17 protein-coding genes are annotated in these 16,503 nt (G+C 39.6%); 6 read left to right on the top strand and 11 right to left on the bottom strand.

Annotation, left to right across the window (positions count from 1 at the left end):
- Positions 1-12 precede the first annotated feature (12 nt).
- From glmU to AC4CUY_RS22060, 7 genes are all read right to left on the bottom strand, one after another.
- A complete protein-coding gene (gene glmU, locus AC4CUY_RS22090) occupies positions 13-1,377 on the bottom strand; it encodes a bifunctional UDP-N-acetylglucosamine diphosphorylase/glucosamine-1-phosphate N-acetyltransferase GlmU (protein WP_336952524.1) in 1,365 nt (454 codons plus the stop codon).
- 21 nt (positions 1,378-1,398) lie between these two features.
- A complete protein-coding gene (locus tag AC4CUY_RS22085) occupies positions 1,399-1,875 on the bottom strand; it encodes a phosphatidylglycerophosphatase A family protein (protein WP_314337025.1) in 477 nt (158 codons plus the stop codon).
- Between the two features lie 22 nt (positions 1,876-1,897).
- Positions 1,898-2,815, bottom strand: coding sequence for a thiamine-phosphate kinase (thiL, locus tag AC4CUY_RS22080; RefSeq protein WP_419326924.1), 918 nt, complete (start codon positions 2,813-2,815; stop codon positions 1,898-1,900).
- 11 nt (positions 2,816-2,826) lie between these two features.
- Positions 2,827-3,276 carry a transcription antitermination factor NusB gene (gene nusB / locus AC4CUY_RS22075; RefSeq protein ID WP_004718751.1) on the bottom strand — a complete coding sequence of 150 codons (450 nt, stop codon included), beginning with the start codon at positions 3,274-3,276 and terminating at the stop codon, positions 2,827-2,829.
- A 3-nt stretch (positions 3,277-3,279) separates the two neighbouring features.
- Entirely contained in the window at positions 3,280-3,750 is a 471-nt protein-coding gene (gene ribH / locus AC4CUY_RS22070) for a 6,7-dimethyl-8-ribityllumazine synthase (RefSeq protein WP_004718750.1), read from the bottom strand.
- A 97-nt stretch (positions 3,751-3,847) separates the two neighbouring features.
- On the bottom strand, positions 3,848-4,969 hold the full coding sequence (ribBA, locus tag AC4CUY_RS22065) for a bifunctional 3,4-dihydroxy-2-butanone-4-phosphate synthase/GTP cyclohydrolase II (protein ID WP_336952522.1): 1,122 nt from the start codon (positions 4,967-4,969) through the stop codon (positions 3,848-3,850).
- Between the two features lie 612 nt (positions 4,970-5,581).
- On the bottom strand, positions 5,582-6,868 hold the full coding sequence (locus AC4CUY_RS22060; protein WP_419819769.1) for a hypothetical protein: 1,287 nt from the start codon (positions 6,866-6,868) through the stop codon (positions 5,582-5,584).
- 77 nt (positions 6,869-6,945) lie between these two features.
- Here AC4CUY_RS22060 and serB point away from each other — a divergent pair, with 77 nt between their 5' ends.
- The 3 genes from serB (at position 6,946) to AC4CUY_RS22045 (ending at position 9,606) form a co-directional block, all read left to right on the top strand.
- Complete coding sequence (gene serB, locus AC4CUY_RS22055; protein WP_336952520.1) at positions 6,946-8,166, top strand: phosphoserine phosphatase SerB; 1,221 nt, start codon at positions 6,946-6,948, stop codon at positions 8,164-8,166.
- A gap of 430 nt (positions 8,167-8,596) precedes the next feature.
- Entirely contained in the window at positions 8,597-8,911 is a 315-nt protein-coding gene (gene aciT, locus AC4CUY_RS22050) for a ciprofloxacin tolerance protein AciT (protein WP_336952519.1), read from the top strand.
- A 215-nt stretch (positions 8,912-9,126) separates the two neighbouring features.
- On the top strand, positions 9,127-9,606 hold the full coding sequence (locus AC4CUY_RS22045) for an SCP-2 sterol transfer family protein (protein ID WP_336952518.1): 480 nt from the start codon (positions 9,127-9,129) through the stop codon (positions 9,604-9,606).
- A 94-nt stretch (positions 9,607-9,700) separates the two neighbouring features.
- On the opposite strand, the gene dtd is transcribed toward AC4CUY_RS22045, so the two are convergent.
- On the bottom strand, positions 9,701-10,141 hold the full coding sequence (gene dtd / locus AC4CUY_RS22040; RefSeq protein WP_419326925.1) for a D-aminoacyl-tRNA deacylase: 441 nt from the start codon (positions 10,139-10,141) through the stop codon (positions 9,701-9,703).
- A 279-nt stretch (positions 10,142-10,420) separates the two neighbouring features.
- On the opposite strand from dtd, the gene pncB reads away from it, so the two are divergent.
- From pncB to asd, 3 genes are all read left to right on the top strand, one after another.
- On the top strand, positions 10,421-11,647 hold the full coding sequence (gene pncB / locus AC4CUY_RS22035) for a nicotinate phosphoribosyltransferase (protein ID WP_004718736.1): 1,227 nt from the start codon (positions 10,421-10,423) through the stop codon (positions 11,645-11,647).
- A 92-nt stretch (positions 11,648-11,739) separates the two neighbouring features.
- A complete protein-coding gene (locus AC4CUY_RS22030; protein WP_336952516.1) occupies positions 11,740-12,588 on the top strand; it encodes a sulfurtransferase in 849 nt (282 codons plus the stop codon).
- Positions 12,585-13,436 carry an archaetidylserine decarboxylase gene (asd, locus tag AC4CUY_RS22025; RefSeq protein WP_336952514.1) on the top strand — a complete coding sequence of 284 codons (852 nt, stop codon included), beginning with the start codon at positions 12,585-12,587 and terminating at the stop codon, positions 13,434-13,436. The genes AC4CUY_RS22030 and asd overlap by 4 nt, the downstream gene beginning before the upstream one ends.
- Positions 13,437-13,628: 192 nt before the next feature.
- On the opposite strand, the gene AC4CUY_RS22020 is transcribed toward asd, so the two are convergent.
- From AC4CUY_RS22020 to phoB, 3 genes are read right to left on the bottom strand one after another with little or no spacing between them, the layout of a single operon-like run.
- Positions 13,629-14,060, bottom strand: a complete 432-nt coding sequence (locus tag AC4CUY_RS22020) for a hypothetical protein (RefSeq protein WP_336952513.1) — start codon at positions 14,058-14,060, stop codon at positions 13,629-13,631.
- Between the two features lie 23 nt (positions 14,061-14,083).
- Complete coding sequence (gene phoR / locus AC4CUY_RS22015) at positions 14,084-15,442, bottom strand: phosphate regulon sensor histidine kinase PhoR (protein ID WP_419326927.1); 1,359 nt, start codon at positions 15,440-15,442, stop codon at positions 14,084-14,086.
- A gap of 25 nt (positions 15,443-15,467) precedes the next feature.
- Positions 15,468-16,178 carry a phosphate regulon transcriptional regulator PhoB gene (gene phoB, locus AC4CUY_RS22010; protein ID WP_004718724.1) on the bottom strand — a complete coding sequence of 237 codons (711 nt, stop codon included), beginning with the start codon at positions 16,176-16,178 and terminating at the stop codon, positions 15,468-15,470.
- Positions 16,179-16,503 lie beyond the last annotated feature (325 nt).

The raw sequence follows: 16,503 nt of genomic DNA, 5'->3' as shown, positions 1-16,503 counted from the left end.
AATAATATCCTCTTATTTCTTGACCTTTTGGGGACGTTGATAATTTTCTTTCGAAATTTGTTTTGCACGTTCAAATGCAAGACTGTTGTCTGCTACATCATGGGTAATCACTGAACCCGCACCCGTGGTTGCGCCATGACCAATTTTAATCGGTGCAACCAGTGAGTTGTTGGTTCCAATAAAGGCATTATCACCAATGATGGTTTTGTGTTTATTGGCACCATCATAATTACAGGTAATTGTACCTGCACCGATATTTGAACCCGCACCAATTTCTGCATCGCCTAAATAGGTGAAATGATTGGCTTTTGAACCTAGACCAACAGAAGAGTTTTTCACTTCAACAAAGTTACCGATATGAACTTCATCTGCTAATTTTGCACCTGGACGTAATCGTGCAAAAGGACCAATGTGTACATCGGCACCAATTATCGCATCTTCAAAAACACTATAAGGTTGAACTTTGGTTCCTGCTGCAATTTGGGTATTTTTAATAATACATCCTGCACCAATTTCAACGCCATTTCCGAAAGTACATCGACCTTCAATAATCACATTAATATCAATACGAACATCCGTACCCGCCGTGAGTTGACCACGTAAATCAAAGCGTGAAGGGTCAATCAGATGCACGCCTTGCTGCATCAGTGATTTAGCTTGATAGTTTTGGAATTCTCGCTCTAATGCTGCAAGTTGAATACGATCATTCACACCTTCAACCTCAAAAGCTAATTCTGGTTGAATGGATGCGATTTCCATACCATCAGCTAAAGCCATTGCCACGATATCAGTGAGGTAGTACTCGCCTTGAGCATTGTCATTGCTGAGTTTCGGTAACCATTCATGTAATTTGGCATTGCTAACACAGTAAATACCTGTGTTGATTTCTTTAATTTGACGTTGTTCATCAGAAGCATCTTTATGTTCAACAATCGCTTGGATTTTTTCATCCTTACGTACGATGCGACCATAGCCTGTAGAATCTTCAAGCGTTAATGTGACTAGACCAATACCTGTTTGACTAGATACATCAACCAAACGTTGTAGGGTACTTTGTTGTACGCAAGGCACATCACCAGAAAGAATCAAAGAAATGCCGTCTTGGGGCAAAACCGGCAAAGTCACTTTAACTGCATGACCAGTACCGAGTTGTTCTGTTTGCTCTACCCATTGAATATTTTCATGTGCAAATGCATTTTGAACCAGATCACCACCGTGACCAAAGATCGTAATGATATTTTTTGCTTGTAATTGTTTTGCTGTTTCAATCACATGACCGAGTAGTGGGCGTCCTGCTAAAGGTTGGAGTACCTTGGGTAAACTAGAACGCATACGTGTTCCTTTACCTGCAGCAAGAATGATCACAGTTGTAGACATATCACACCTAACAGATCTGGCTTAAGCCATTTTAAAATATAAATAAATCACGATACATATTGCTGCCCAGAGGCCTGCAATAATATCGTCAAGCATGATTCCAAAGCCACCATCGACTTTTTGGTCAATGACACGAATAGGCCATGGTTTCCAGACATCAAATAAACGAAATAGTGCAAATCCAACCAGTGCCCAAATCCAATTCATTTGTCCTAAATAAATTAAAGGCAGGAAGGTGATTGATTGCCCAGCAAACTCATCCCAAACAATACGCCCATCATCATGCACATGGATAATATCTGCGGTTTTCCCACAAATCCAAATACCGACCAATGACATGATTATGATGGCCAATATGGAGCCATAAAAACCAATTGCAAGCCAAATCGGAATAAACAAAAGCGCAAATGCTGAGCCAAATGTACCTGGTGCTTTAGGCGCTAAGCCTGAACCAAAGCCTACACCACAGAACACAATAAAGCGTTCAGCCCATGTCATACTTTTAAAGACAATCGGAGGTTTATGCAAAGTGTTGGTACCCTTGAAGTTGAAGTGGATGGTCTAAGCCATCTTTCTCAAATACAATCCCAGATTTTTGTGTAACTTGGCCGATGATTGTAGTGGTTACATTTGGTTTTAATTGCAAAAGTTTAGCATAATTTTGCATAGTTATTGTAAAGCATAACTCATAATCATCTCCGCCCGCTAAAGCATATTTCCATTGCTCATTGTTGCTGAGCTGCTTTAAAGCTGGATGAATTGGGAGTTGATTTAAATCTATTTTTGCACCGACACCCGAGGCATCTAATATATGCCCCAGATCTTGAGCAAGCCCATCTGAAACATCAATCATACTGGATGCCAAGTCTTTCAACATAGCGCCTAATTCGCAGCGCGGTGTTGGGTAATCTAGACGTTGTTGTAGGGGATGTCCTAAATGCTTTAATCCAAAAGCGGCATCACCAATCGAGCCACTGACTACAATTAAATCATCGACTTGCGCGCCAGAACGGGTAATGGCTTTGCCTGTTTCAATCCAGCCCAGTGCCGTGACGGTAATGGTAAGATGTGGACTTTGCGTGGTATCACCGCCAATTAAACGTACGCCAAATTGATCGCAACAATCATATAAACCCTGACTAAATTGTTTTAGCCAGTCATGATCAATTTGGGATAGGCTCAATGCGAGTAAAATACTGTGGGGTTTTGCACCCATTGCAGCAATATCTGAAAGATTAACAGCAACAGATTTCCAGCCAATGGCATGTGGAGAGGCTTCTAGCGGAAAATGTCGACCAGCGACAAGCGTATCTGTGCAAATCACCAATTGATGATTTAAAGGTGGGGAAAGCAGCGCTGAGTCGTCACCGACGCCTAAATCAACATCAGTTTGCTGCTGACGATTGAAATAGGTCTCAATAATTGAAAACTCAGCCATGTAAAAACAACTTATTTGCTTTGTTGCTTTTCTGCTTCACGCAGGCTTGTTGCTAAACGATCTAATACACCATTGATGTATTTATGACTGTCAGCACCACCAAAGTGTTTTGCCAGCTCAATGGCTTCATCGAGTACAACTCGATAAGGGACTTCAAGATGGTCTTTGAGTTCGTATGCACCCAAACGTAATGTAGCAAGTTCTACACCGTCTAATGCACTCAGTTCACGATCTAGAACAGGAACAAGTAAAGCATCCAATGCTTCATGGTTTGCGATCACGGCTGTGAGCAACTCATGATAATAGCCGAGATCCACTTTATGCATTGCGTTTTCAACACGTGTACGTGCTTCAATTTCATGCACTGGGTTGTGGCTCATTTGCCATTCATAAATCCCTTGTACAGCAAAGCGACGTGCTTTACGTTTTGCTGCATAAGTAGCTTGGAGTGTTTGCGACATGCTTTAAATTGCCTTTAACAGGTTAACCATTTCAATAGCAGTAAGGGCAGCTTCACCACCTTTATTACCTGCTTTTGTACCAGAGCGTTCAATCGCCTGTTCAATACTGTCCGTAGTCAATACACCATTGATCACAGGTAGGCCAGTATCTAAACCAACTACACCTAAACCTTTGGCACATTCACCTGCAACGAAGTCGAAATGTGGCGTACTACCACGAATCACTGCGCCAAGTGCGATCACTGCATCGAATTTACCAGAAGCTGCTAATTTTTTAGCCACAACTGGAAGTTCCCATGCGCCCGGTGCATGAACGACAGTGATATTATCGTCGCTTACACCATGACGATGCAATGTATCAATTGCACCTTCTAATAAATGTTCAACAACAAAGCTGTTAAAACGACCAACTAAAATCGCGTAACGGTCTTCGCTCGCGAGATGTAATAAACCTTCAATTCGGCGAATCGCCATGGCAACCTCGATAATTTAACAGATAAGTGGTTGTACAGACTGCTTTTATTTCCCAACTAGAAACCTAATTGAGTAATACAAGCCATCTGATTAAAAATTATTGACCGGTTTTTTGGTCAGCAGTGATGTATTCCACCACTTCTAAATTAAAACCTGATAATGCATTAAAACGTAATGGTGAGCTAAGAAGTTTCATCTTTTCAACACCGAGATCACGTAAAATTTGTGCACCAACACCAATCGTTTGATATTGCTGTGAAAGTGCGGCATTTGATTTTGTTGGTTTTGGCTTACCAAGTTCTGCTAAAGCAGGGCCTAAGTCAGATAGATGACGTTGACCAATCCAGACCAAAACCCCTCGATCACTCTCAGCAATTGTTTTGAGTGCTTTATCTAGGTTCCAAGCAGGCTCACCATCTTTTTTATTAAGTTTCAATAAATCACGTACAGGGTTGAAACCATGTACGCGGACAGTTGTCACACCTTGTTGCGGTTCACCTTTAACCAAAGCCAAATGAATGTCTGGATTACCAATTTCACGGTAACGGTATAAATCAAAGGTACCGTATTCAGTATCTATGCTTTGTTGATCCAATCGTTCTACTGTTTGTTCATTGGTCATACGATAATGAATCAGATCAGCAATTGTACCAATTTTTAAGCCATGTTTCTCAGCAAATACTTCAAGATCTGGACGACGTGCCATCGTGCCATCTTCATTGATAATTTCACAAATCACAGATGCCGGCTCTAAACCCGCTAAACGAGATAAGTCACAGCCAGCTTCAGTATGTCCAGCACGGTGTAATACACCACCTGGTTGTGCCATCAATGGGAAGATATGCCCAGGTTGTACTATATCAGCAGGTTTGGCATGAGCAGCAACTGCAGTTTGTATGGTATGGGCACGTTCTGCAGCAGAAATACCCGTGGTAATACCATTTGCAGCTTCAATAGAAAGCGTGAAATTTGTGCTGTGTTGTGCGCCATTATGGTCGACCATTAATGGTAGATCGAGTTGCTTACAGCGGTCACGACTTAGTGTTAGGCATACAAGACCACGAGCATGGGTGATCATAAAGTTGATGTCTTCAGGGCGTACGTGTGTTGCAGCAATGACTAAATCGCCTTCATTTTCACGATCCTCGTCATCCATGAGGATAACCATTTTACCTGCACGGATATCTGCTACAAGCTCTTCAACAGTATTGAGCGGCATCAACCTTCACCTTTTTGTTCTGTCGTATGACATTTTCATTGAATATATTCGGAGCATAGTCTAACGTGTTTTTACGTATTTTGCCTATGCTTATCATCTTCCTTTGAGATAGATAGTTATACACAAGCTTGTAGGGCAATGAAAAGAGAAGAAAATTGATTTATCGTGATTTAGTATAAAGATCAGGGTCTGTTGACAATTCGTCTACGTTTGCGACTACGTGTGTTTTTTAGGCGATACTAGGCGCGAAGTATGAAATTTAGTTATTCTAAATGAGTAGTTCATAACGAGGTAGCGGCAAAAAACACGCTAGTCCCCCGCTGCGCCTTGCGCTGCAAACAAAGCAGTGTTTTGTTCTTGCTCAGGGTTGTGGCTAAAATTATCTCAGTCTAGGTTATTAAACTCGAAAATAGCCTCGCTATTCTCATTCATGCTTTAGACGCATATGTCCCATGTTCAATTTTAACCTACAACGCGAACCATTTATGAAATGTCAGCCGACCCCAGAAACTCATTTCGAAAAAAATAAGATGAACTTATCGGAAATTGAGCGTAATAAAAGAAAAACCCTCACACTTTAAAAAAGAGGAGGGCTTGATAGATGGTAAATACTTAATTCTCTGAGATTACTGCAGAGTTTGGTGTATTTTTCTTTCCTTTTAAAATCTCAGTACGAATATTTTGTGCAATTTCAGCACAGTCACTATTCATACCATTGATCATAAATGAATGACGAGTCAACACATTGGTTGGATTTGGTAAGGCAACCAATTGATAACAATCACCAATATGCTTGAGCTGATCATTACTTAAATACAATGCCATTTCTTTGGCAATTAAATGGTTCACCAAGCGCTCAGCCGCTTGAGACGCATCAAGTTGCATCGCCTCTACTGAGGTGGTGACCGCACAACGCGTCTGTAAAACAAAGCGCTTATCTTCACGGTAACGTTTATACAGAACTTCTGACAATAATTGAAATACCGAACCAACCATTAATATAGATTGTGCTGCATTGGGTTTTTCAGCATCAATACTCAGGATTGCACCATTCTGATTAAATTCTTGATGAATGGTGAAATCTTTTGCATTCAATTTGAAATGCTGTGCGCAAAGTTCAATACTTTTATTAAGAAAAATCTGACATAAATTAAAATAAGGCAGTGAAACCGATTGGTTGACCGTATTCATCAGTTGCTTTGGATCATAGTACTGAATATTCAGCGCCAAAATCTCTTGGTCATTTTCCAGTGTCGTGGTTACAGGTGTTTTGGGTTCAGGTTTTGCTTTGGCTTGTGCTTGTTGTTGAGCTTGCGCAATCGCAATCGTGCGATTGGCTTTCTCAGCTTCAAGTGCTTCTGTCAATTGTTGAATTTCGTGTTTTAAACGGGCTTCATTGTTGATACGAGCCAAATATTCACTACGTGTTGGGCGAGCGATGGCACGATAGGCCAGCCATAAAAAGGCATGAATCAATAATGACACTAAAATAGCCAGCCATTGGGTACGTAAAATTTCACCAATACTTGGCTTGATCAAGGTAATTTCAATTGTGCCAACTTTTTTCTCGTTCTGTAATGCATCACGAACAAACACTTCACCTTGACGAGTTTTTGCCATACCACTGGTTGCCAACACTTGTTTTTTCGCATCAAGTATTCGAATCGAAGCCACACTTGGATTGGTCGCATAGCGATTTGCCAATAGCGCCAATGACACAGTATTTGCGGGTTCGAGTTCAGACAGGCTGTCCGTGACCAATTGACTAGTCATGAGTTGGCCTTGGCTGGCACGGTTTTCATTTAATTGATGTGTTGTTGCAACTACCAATAAAAAGGTATGAAATGCAAAACTTACAATAAGTAGGCTAGCAAATAGCCCTTGTCTTGGCGCATTCAACGTAAACTTCCAAAGCAAAAAATTTCGATTTCGATTATGATTCTTCCAATTGTTGTAGCTCAGACCCGAGTCAATTCATGCGAGAAATCATTCTTATTTCATTTTTAGGACCTGACCAACCCAATCAGTTTACTCGATTAATGCAAGTGTTGTCCGTACATTCTTTGCAAATATTAGATGTAGGGCAGGCGGTCATCCATAATCAATTGACTTTAGGTATTGTAGTGTCGTCAAACGATCAAACTGCAACAGCTTTAGCCATGAAAGACATCCTTATTTTAGCACATGATATTGGTTTAACAGTTCGTTTTAAGCCGATTTCAGGCGCAGAATATGACCAATGGGTGAGTGAAGGTGGGCGTACACGTTATATCGTGACCGCTTTAGCACCAGAGCTCACAGCCGAACATCTGCAAGCGGTGACCAATATTGTTTCAAGTCAAGGTTTTAACATTGAAACCGTAACTCGTTTATCGGGTCGTCCCGAGCGTAACGGAGACCAAGATGGACTGAAGCGTTCATGTGTTCAATTTGGCTTGAGTGGGCAAATGCTTGATGCACAGGCGATGCGTGCCGCATGTTTACGGCTTTCTGCTGAATTAAATATTGATGTTGCTGTACAAGAAGACAATGCCTATCGCCGTAATCGCCGCTTAGTTTGTTTCGATATGGACTCGACTTTGATTGAGCAAGAAGTAATTGACGAACTTGCCAAAGAAGCAGGGGTGGGCGATAAAGTCGCTGAAATCACTGAACGTGCAATGCAAGGGGAGTTAGATTTTCAACAAAGTTTCCGTGCACGGGTTGCATTACTGAAAGGCCTTGATGCCAAAGTATTGCCACAAATTGCTGAGCGATTAACCGTGACAGAAGGTGCTGAGCGTTTAATCTCGACACTAAAATCATTGGGTTATAAAACTGCGATTTTATCTGGGGGATTTCAGTACTTTGCTGAATTTCTTCAAGAAAAACTGGGCATTGATGAAGTGCATGCTAATATTCTTGATGTTGAAAATGGTGTTGTGACAGGTGAGGTTAAAGGGCATATCGTTGATGGTGCACGCAAAGCGTATTTATTGACTGAGTTGGTTGGGAAAATGGGGATTTCACCTGAGCAAGCGATTGCGGTTGGAGATGGTGCAAATGATTTACCAATGCTTTCAATTGCTGGGCTCGGTGTGGCTTTCCGTGCTAAACCTGTGGTTCGTCAAAATGCCAATCAAGCCATTTCAAGCGTAGGTCTAGATGGTGTGCTTTATCTTTTAGGTGTGCATGATAAAGATTTATCACGTGCTTAAATGACTTGGATTATATTGCAGAATCATGACAAATAGCGACTTTAAGTCGCTATTTTTTATTTGAAAATGAATTACTTTGCTGTGATTAGTGGTCAATAAAACAACTTGATCAAACTATTGGTTTTAGAACTTAAAAAAAGATTTTCTAGTATTAAAAGCTGTATGTATTTTTTTGTAATGACACTGCATGATTGATGGTAATTAGATTGTGAGAAAAACAGGATTCTTAAAAAATGTAATGACAAATGAATGTGGCGACAAAGTGTGTCGTTTAACCAGAAAACAGCTCTTTCCTTCTCATAAAAACTATACATAATGCAATGCATAAGCTTCTATAAGGTGATTTAAGAAAAATTATAAAGCTTGAAATTGTTGTGAAACACCTATTTAAACGGTTTTTTTAAAAGGCATCATTTTGACGGAGGTTGTTATGGTATCAACAACATTTGCAACATTGATTGGATTCGGTCTAATTGCTGCAGCGTTGGCTACCGTTTTCTTTTCCCCTTATCGTCATTGGTTAGGGTTTATGTTTGCAGGCATGATCTTCTGGGGCATCTTGGAAGCAATGCGTTATAGTGTACAGAACATCTTTGATATTTCGGTCGCATATAGCTATTTAACCGCGATTATGTTGGCGATGTCTGCATTGATTGCACTTTTATTACGTGAAGATAGCCGTGCACAAAAAGCATTGGCAAATCGTCAATATATTGAACATACACCAGTCTATGAAGATGAATAAGTTTTGAGTGAAAACTTCAGTCAATATGAACGCTAAGATAACAATAGTGACTTTAATTACACGAAAAAAATCAATTTAGACATTCCAAGGTATATCATAATGGTATACCTTTTTTTCAGTTTATACTTTGCTCTGAAAGCCATGTCTACGCAATGACAGTTATGTTAGGATGAGCAAATTCGAATCTAATTTAAAAAACAACAGGCTTAAATGTCATGAAACTTTCTGCAATTCCAGTTGTGAAGTTACCAATCGTTGATGCAAGTACAGATCCACTGGATTTGCTTGTATTGGGTTTAGCACTTCGTATGAAACAATTGGCTCGTACAAGTCCAAAATTTATTGAATTGACTCATGATCGTCAGTTCCGTATTCAGATTGGTACCGACTTGGGCGTGGCACGCCAAATTATTGTGAACAATGGTCAAATTGATACCGTTTCAGGTGCTGAACAAAAAGCTGATTTTGTTTTACAGTTTGCTGACAGTGAGCAAGGTGTAAAAACTTTAGTAAAAGGCGATCCAACAGCTTTTATGACGGGTATGCAAAACGGCAGCATCAAAATGGAAGGAGATTTCAGTTTGCTAGTCTGGTTTAACCAAGTTGCTAAGCTGATTCCACCAAAAGTTCCCAAACCAGTAAAAGACAAAATTAAATTGGCACGTCAATTCTTAAAAGAGAAGACTGGACGCTAAGCGAATCGATAATCTTAAAAAGTCCGATCTGATCGGGCTTTTTAAGATTTAAACATTGCGATTAAGATCAAGATTTTGATTATTCAACTTCTAATTATTCAACTTCCAAGTTAAAGGTCACTGGTCCATCATTGACCAAATGAACTTTCATATCTGCTGCGAAAATACCTGTTTCAACGTTTTTAAATTGTGATCGAGCATAATCAACCAATTGTTGATAAAGCGCTTGAGCTTCAGTGGGCGGCATGGCTGGTCCAAAGTCTGGACGCAAGCCTTTTTGCGTTTGTGCCATTAATGTGAATTGAGAAACCAATAAAATCCCGCCATTGGCTTGGCTGACGTTCCACCCCATTTTGCCTTGCTCATCATCAAAAAAACGATATTTCAAAATTTTATCAATTAATTTTTGACCTTTTTCAAAATTGTCATCCTTAGCTAAGCCTAGAAAAACCAAAATTCCTTTTTGAATTTCTCCAGTGGTTTCACCCTCAACAACGACTTTGGCTTCTAACACTCTTTGTAATAATGCGCGCATATAAACAATAAGACTAAAATATGATAAGCCTATTCTAACAGGGAAAACTCAGTAAGATGATGTGAGCAAGTCATTGATGTAGAGCTGAATCTATTGGTAAGCTTTTGAATAAAAATAGAATTTATGGCATTCTAATATAAATAGATAAATTAAAAAAACAAATATGCCGAGATTTATGTTGAGCTTAACTGAAAATATAGTTCATCACTTATAAATGATTACGTTATATCAGTGAAAAATATGCTTTAATAAAAACAGCATAGCGAAATTAAAATAGATATGGCGCCAATCATCCAATCCTTGCTCGATACAGATTTATATAAATTTACCATGTTACAAGTGGTGCTACATAAATTTCCACAAACGCACAGTGTGTATCATTTTCGCTGTCGTAATCTAGATGCTACGGTTTATCCTCTGACGGATATTCTGGATGATTTGAACGAGCAGCTCGATCATCTCTGCTTACTCAAATTCCAAGAAGATGAATTGCAATATTTACGCAGTATGCGTTTTATCAAAAGTGATTTTGTCGACTATTTAGAATTATTCCAACTGAAACGTCGTTTTATTAAAGCGGGTATTGATGAACAAGGTCGTTTAGACATTTGGGTTGAAGGCCCAATGGTTCAGGCGATGATGTTTGAAATTTTTGTTCTGGCGATTGTCAATGAACTTTATTTTAGCCGGATTCGTAATGATGACATTTATGTTGAAGGTGAACGTCGTCTACAAGCCAAAGTTGAATTATTAAAGAAATTTGAACAACAACAAGGCACACAAGCTCCTCCATTTTTAGTTTCAGATTTTGGTACTCGTCGTCGCTATAGTCTAGATTGGCAAAGACATGTGATCCAGACCTTCCATGCAGCTGTACCCAATGTGTTTAGAGGTACCAGTAATGTCCTCTTGGCAAAAGAATTAAATATTCATCCAATTGGAACCATGGCACATGAGTTTCTACAAGCATTCCAAGCACTAGATGTCCGCTTAAGAGATTTTCAAAAAGCTGCTTTAGAAACATGGGTACAAGAGTATCGTGGCGATTTGGGCATTGCCTTGACCGATGTGGTTGGTATGGATGCATTCTTACAAGATTTTGATTTGTATTTTGCCAAGCTATTTGATGGCTTACGTCATGACAGTGGTGACCCATTTGAATGGGGTGATAAAGCTTATCAACACTACCGAAAACTAAAAATTGATACCAAAACCAAGATGCTGACGTTTAGTGATGGATTAGATATAGAGCGTGCGTGGGCGTTGTATCAATACTTTAAAGATCGCTTTCAAGTCAGTTTTGGTATTGGTACGAATTTGACCAATGATATGGGGCAAACCCCACTCAATATCGTGTTAAAACTGGTGGAATGTAACGGTCAATCAGTGGCAAAAATTTCAGATAGTCCCGGAAAAACCATGACAGACAACGATACTTTCTTAGCATACTTACGACAGGTCTTTGAAATACCTGAAGTTGTCGAAGCAGTGAAAATTGATATCTGAATTTTTGCTAAAAGAATGTGAAAAATCAGCATATTGGTAAAAAACACTGTGCTAAGATCATTTGTGCTCAAGGTCTTAAAATAGAAAAACGTATGACTACATCAGCCTTTAACTTCGAATTACTCATAGAAGCAGAACAACTTGTGCCATTTTTAGGGCATGACAAAATTCGTATTGTCGATCTAAGTCGTAGCTCTGTGTATGATCAATTACATATTCCACATGCATTGCATGTTAAACCGCAACTGCTGGTGCGACAGGAAGAACAAGCTTCAGGGTTATTGCCTGATGAGGATGGTTTAAAAGCGCTGATTGGCTATTTGAACATCTCTCCAGAACATCATGTCGTGGTCTATGATGATGAAGGTGGTGCTTGGGCTGGGCGTTTGATCTGGAATTTACATTGCCTTGGTTTTTATAATACCAGCTTACTCAATGGTGGAATTCATGCGTGGCTAGCAGCAGGCTATCCGACTTCGGCGGAAGCGGAAAGCTTTAGCAAAGTTGAAGCCTTGGTTACGGTCAATTTACAACATCTTGATCAGCACCGGATTGAATATGCTCAATTGTTGCAAAAGGTTGAGCAGCAAGCGATTCAAGTTTGGGATTGTCGAACTTCAGAAGAGTATACGGGACAGCGGTTGGCAGCGCGACGCGGCGGTCACATTCCAAATGCACAACATTTTGAATGGAGTACTGCAATTAATCGTCAAAATCATTTAAAATTGCATCCTCTTGAACGCACGCAACAACGTCTAGAACAATTAGGCTTTCAATTTGACCAGCCTGTGGTGGTGTACTGTCAGTCACATCATCGTTCTGGTTTGGCTTATATCTTGGGGCGGTTATTGAATTGGAATATTCAAGCCTATGATGGTGCGTGGAGCGAGTGGGGCAATCGCCTCGATAGTCCAATTATTACTGGAGAATCACCTGCGTGAGTCTTACATCAGCGTTAAAAAAACAAATTTTTATCCAAGCACAAAAAGTCATTCCACAACAACAACTCAGTCGAGTTGTTGGTAAAGTTGCAGCCAGTGAAAATCCAATTGTTAAAAATATAGCGATTCAAGCATTTAAAGCCCAGTATGGGATAGACCTTTCTATTGCTGAGCAAAGTGATGCTTTAAAATATAAATCATTCAATGAATTTTTTACCCGTGCTTTAAAAGATGGTGTGCGAGAGATAGATGCAGATCAGACCAGTATTGTCTCTCCAGCAGATGGTGCAATTTCTCAGTTGGGTAAAATTAAAGATGGTGATGTATTTCAGGCCAAAGGCCAAAGTTTTTCTGTAGACAAACTGATTGGCGACCCACAATTGGCTACACCATTTATCAATGGTGAATTTGCCACGGTTTATTTATCACCACGTGATTATCACCGTGTTCATATGCCATTTGCAGGAACGTTGACAGAAACTTTGTATATCCCCGGTGAATTATTTTCTGTAAACCAAACTACAGCAGAGAATATTCCAGGTTTATTTGCGCGTAATGAGCGTATGGTATGTTTGTTTGATACCGAATTAGGACGTATGGCCGTTGTTCTAGTGGGGGCAATGATTGTTGCAGGAATTGAAACTGTGGCAACTGGTAAAGTAAAACCAACAGGGCGTTTAGAGTTAAACCAGCACGATTTGGCCTTAGAAAAGGGTGCTGAGCTTGGACGTTTTTATTTAGGTTCAACCGCAGTTGTATTGTTTGAACAGAATAAAATTACTTGGGATGAACAGTTTAAAGCTAATTCTATTGTAGTGATGGGTGAAGCTTTAGGGCATACCGTTTAATTTGCTTATTCTATCATGAGGTGTACTTTCTGTTGTAGAGAGTCACCGAGTCTAAAGCCTTATAGCATCTTAAATAAGTGCATGAATATAACGATATAATGAAGAATTTCTTAGAAAATTAATGTAAGAATTCCGGTATAAGTCGCAATTTAAAGAGCCCGTTATATAAATTGGTTTTATTTTTAGAATAAATCAAAGATGATAGGCATTGAAATAAGACAGCTTTAAAGCGTGTGCATCTGCTAATGCATTGTGTGGATTTTCAGAGGCAACATGGGTTTCGATTGGATCCTGCATCCATAACTGCATGGTGAGCGGAGGTGTTTGGATACATTTCCCAGCTGAAAGCATAAGACTACGGGTAAATAAGGCAAAGTCTTCAGGCCAATCTGCCACAATTTCAAGACTTGTATATCGAGATAAATGAATCTGTAAGCGACTTTGAAATTGCGCTAAGGGAATCGGTTTTCGATTTAAACGAGGCATGACATGGTCTTTAACCCAAGTAATTGGGTCTAAGCATTCTAAAACTTCATAAAAATGCTGATTATTCTCGTCAACCAATGCCAGTGAAATTAATTCACCGCCAAAGCCATTAAATTCACAATCTAAAAATAGTTTCATTAGAATTAATCAAAAAACAAATATTAACCTGCAAAATCAAGGCGCTCTTTGGGAAAAACCACTCTAAAAATAGACCCTTGATTTTCTTTAGAATCAATTTCTAAGTAAGCATTATGTTGCATTAAAACATGCTTCACAATAGCTAGCCCTAAACCTGTTCCACCCGTTTGACGGCTTCGTGCACTGTCTACGCGATAAAAGCGTTCAGTTAAACGTGGAATATGTTTTGGGTCAATCCCGATCCCGGTATCTTCAACGGTAAAATAACCATGTTCACTGTCATCATGCCAGCCGATTGTAACGGTGCCACCTTTTGGAGTGTATTTAATCGCATTGGTAATTAAATTACTAAACGCACTGGCAAGTTCTGCATCGGAACCAATCAGGTCACAATGGCTGTCGATATCTAAGTTTAAAGTATGTCCATAATCAACATTGTAGGCTTGTGCATCATCAAAAAGCTGATTCATCAAATTCGGCATATCGATGATTTGATTTTTTGCGACTTGTTTATTACCTTCCAAACGTGAAAGCAAGAGTAAGTCATTGACCAACGCATTCATACGACGTGTTTGCGATTGCATCTGTTCAAATGCTCGTTTCCAGCGCGGATTTAAATCCTCTTGGTCGGTAAATGTTTCGATATAACCACTGAGTACAGTGAGTGGTGTACGCAGTTCATGTGAAATATTGTCGACAAAGTCTTTGCGCATCTGTTCTAGATTATGTACACGTGTCACATCGTAAGCGACGAGCAAACGGCTTTCACTGCCAAAACGTGTGAGTTTAATCTGTACATAATGCTCTTCATAAACAGAAGATTTTATTTTAATGCCATCTGGAGATTGGTCGATATTATTAAAATATTCAATAAAGCTCGGCTGGCGGATAATGGTCAAGATATTACGCCCACGATCTAGAGGTTGAATGCCCAACAGTCTTTCTGCCGCAGGATTCCACCATTCAATCTGATGTAATTCATCCGTTAAAACAACAGCTTCGGCCAAAGCAATCAGTGAAGATTGGGCACGGTCAATCAAGCCGACCATTTCAGCCTGAACCACACGTTCTTGGCGTTGTGCGCGATAAACATTAAACAATAGCGCTCCCCAAATACCCTCTAAATTGGGCGGAGAATCGTAAGGACGATTCGAAATCCATTCATTCACCAAGTATAAAGAGCGTAATTGAAATAGGAAAAAAACCGCAAAACCGATGGAAATAGTAATCCAAAAATACCCTATCCCTAAACCAATAAATCCACCAATGATGAGTAAAAAACCAAGCAGGCGTAAATCTTGTTTTGCAAATTCCCACAAGCTACTGTAACGAAATTTTTTATGTTCTCGCGCAAGATCTGGGACGGGGTAGGGTTCATACATAGAAAATTATTTACCTTGAGAATGCTTAACCTAAGGCAACATCTGCACGGGTAGAGAAACGATAACCCGTTCCACGTACAGTTTGTACGTAGCGATCGGCGCCATATGGTTCAAGCACTTTACGTAAGCGGCGGATGTGTACGTCAATCGTACGGTCTTCAATATACACGTTGCCACCCCAGACCTGATCGAGTAACTGGGCACGTGTATAAGCACGTTCAGGATGAGTCATAAAAAATGCCAATAATCGGTATTCTGTTGGACCCATTTCCAAAATATTATCACTAAAACTGACGCGTTGGCTCACTGGATCAAGAATTAATCCATTGGCATCAATGGTTTTTTCGCCACTCAGGGCATTGGCACGACGAAGTACTGCTTTGATACGAGAAACCAATTCACGAGTAGAGAATGGTTTGGTCATATAGTCATCTGCACCAGCATCAAGACCTTGAACTTTATGGTCTTCTTCACCGCGTGCTGTCAACATGATGACTGGAATTTCTGCCAAATTTTCATCACGTTTTAAGCGACGACATAAGTCTACACCGCTCACACCGCCAGGCATCATCCAATCGAGTAAAATCAAAGATGGTCGTTGGTCAACAATCATTTGATGGGCTTGTTTTGCATCTTCAGCTTGCAAGCATTGAAAGCCTGCCATATCCAATGAGGTATGAATCATTTCTCGAATCGGAAGTTCGTCATCGACGATTAATATATAGTCATCTTTCACAACGCAATATCCTATGTATGAACGGTGTACGGTCTTTTATTTATGACAGGCTTATTACAAAGATTAATTATGACAGTATCATTGCAAAAAGAAGATGTTGACGAATTTTTGCAAAAAAATGTGACAAATAATCGTCGATATGATGAATAATCCATGAAATTTTTAAATAAATCTTCCATTTTATGAAAAGAAATTTATTTAAATTGAAAATAAAAATGAGATATTTGACATTTTTATGACGATTTGATGACAAAAATATTTAAGCTAACAATCTTATTGAGATGAAAATGAATCAATCAGCGATACAAATACAATTTCACATGCT

The sequence above is a fragment of the Acinetobacter sp. 778_lipA genome (assembly GCF_058242985.1).
This window is presented reverse-complemented; position numbering and strand designations above follow the sequence as displayed.

Coding starts and splice junctions, on each gene's coding strand:
- phoR (WP_419326927.1), bottom strand. CDS start 15,442: ATGTATGAACCCTACCCCGTCCCAGATCTTGCGCGAGAACATAAAAAA.
- nusB (WP_004718751.1), bottom strand. CDS start 3,276: ATGTCGCAAACACTCCAAGCTACTTATGCAGCAAAACGTAAAGCACGT.
- serB (WP_336952520.1), top strand. CDS start 6,946: ATGCGAGAAATCATTCTTATTTCATTTTTAGGACCTGACCAACCCAAT.
- aciT (WP_336952519.1), top strand. CDS start 8,597: ATGGTATCAACAACATTTGCAACATTGATTGGATTCGGTCTAATTGCT.
- glmU (WP_336952524.1), bottom strand. CDS start 1,377: ATGTCTACAACTGTGATCATTCTTGCTGCAGGTAAAGGAACACGTATG.
- dtd (WP_419326925.1), bottom strand. CDS start 10,141: ATGCGCGCATTATTACAAAGAGTGTTAGAAGCCAAAGTCGTTGTTGAG.
- pncB (WP_004718736.1), top strand. CDS start 10,421: ATGGCGCCAATCATCCAATCCTTGCTCGATACAGATTTATATAAATTT.
- ribH (WP_004718750.1), bottom strand. CDS start 3,750: ATGGCGATTCGCCGAATTGAAGGTTTATTACATCTCGCGAGCGAAGAC.
- AC4CUY_RS22085 (WP_314337025.1), bottom strand. CDS start 1,875: ATGACATGGGCTGAACGCTTTATTGTGTTCTGTGGTGTAGGCTTTGGT.
- AC4CUY_RS22020 (WP_336952513.1), bottom strand. CDS start 14,060: ATGAAACTATTTTTAGATTGTGAATTTAATGGCTTTGGCGGTGAATTA.
- thiL (WP_419326924.1), bottom strand. CDS start 2,815: ATGGCTGAGTTTTCAATTATTGAGACCTATTTCAATCGTCAGCAGCAA.
- AC4CUY_RS22030 (WP_336952516.1), top strand. CDS start 11,740: ATGACTACATCAGCCTTTAACTTCGAATTACTCATAGAAGCAGAACAA.
- ribBA (WP_336952522.1), bottom strand. CDS start 4,969: ATGCCGCTCAATACTGTTGAAGAGCTTGTAGCAGATATCCGTGCAGGT.
- AC4CUY_RS22045 (WP_336952518.1), top strand. CDS start 9,127: ATGAAACTTTCTGCAATTCCAGTTGTGAAGTTACCAATCGTTGATGCA.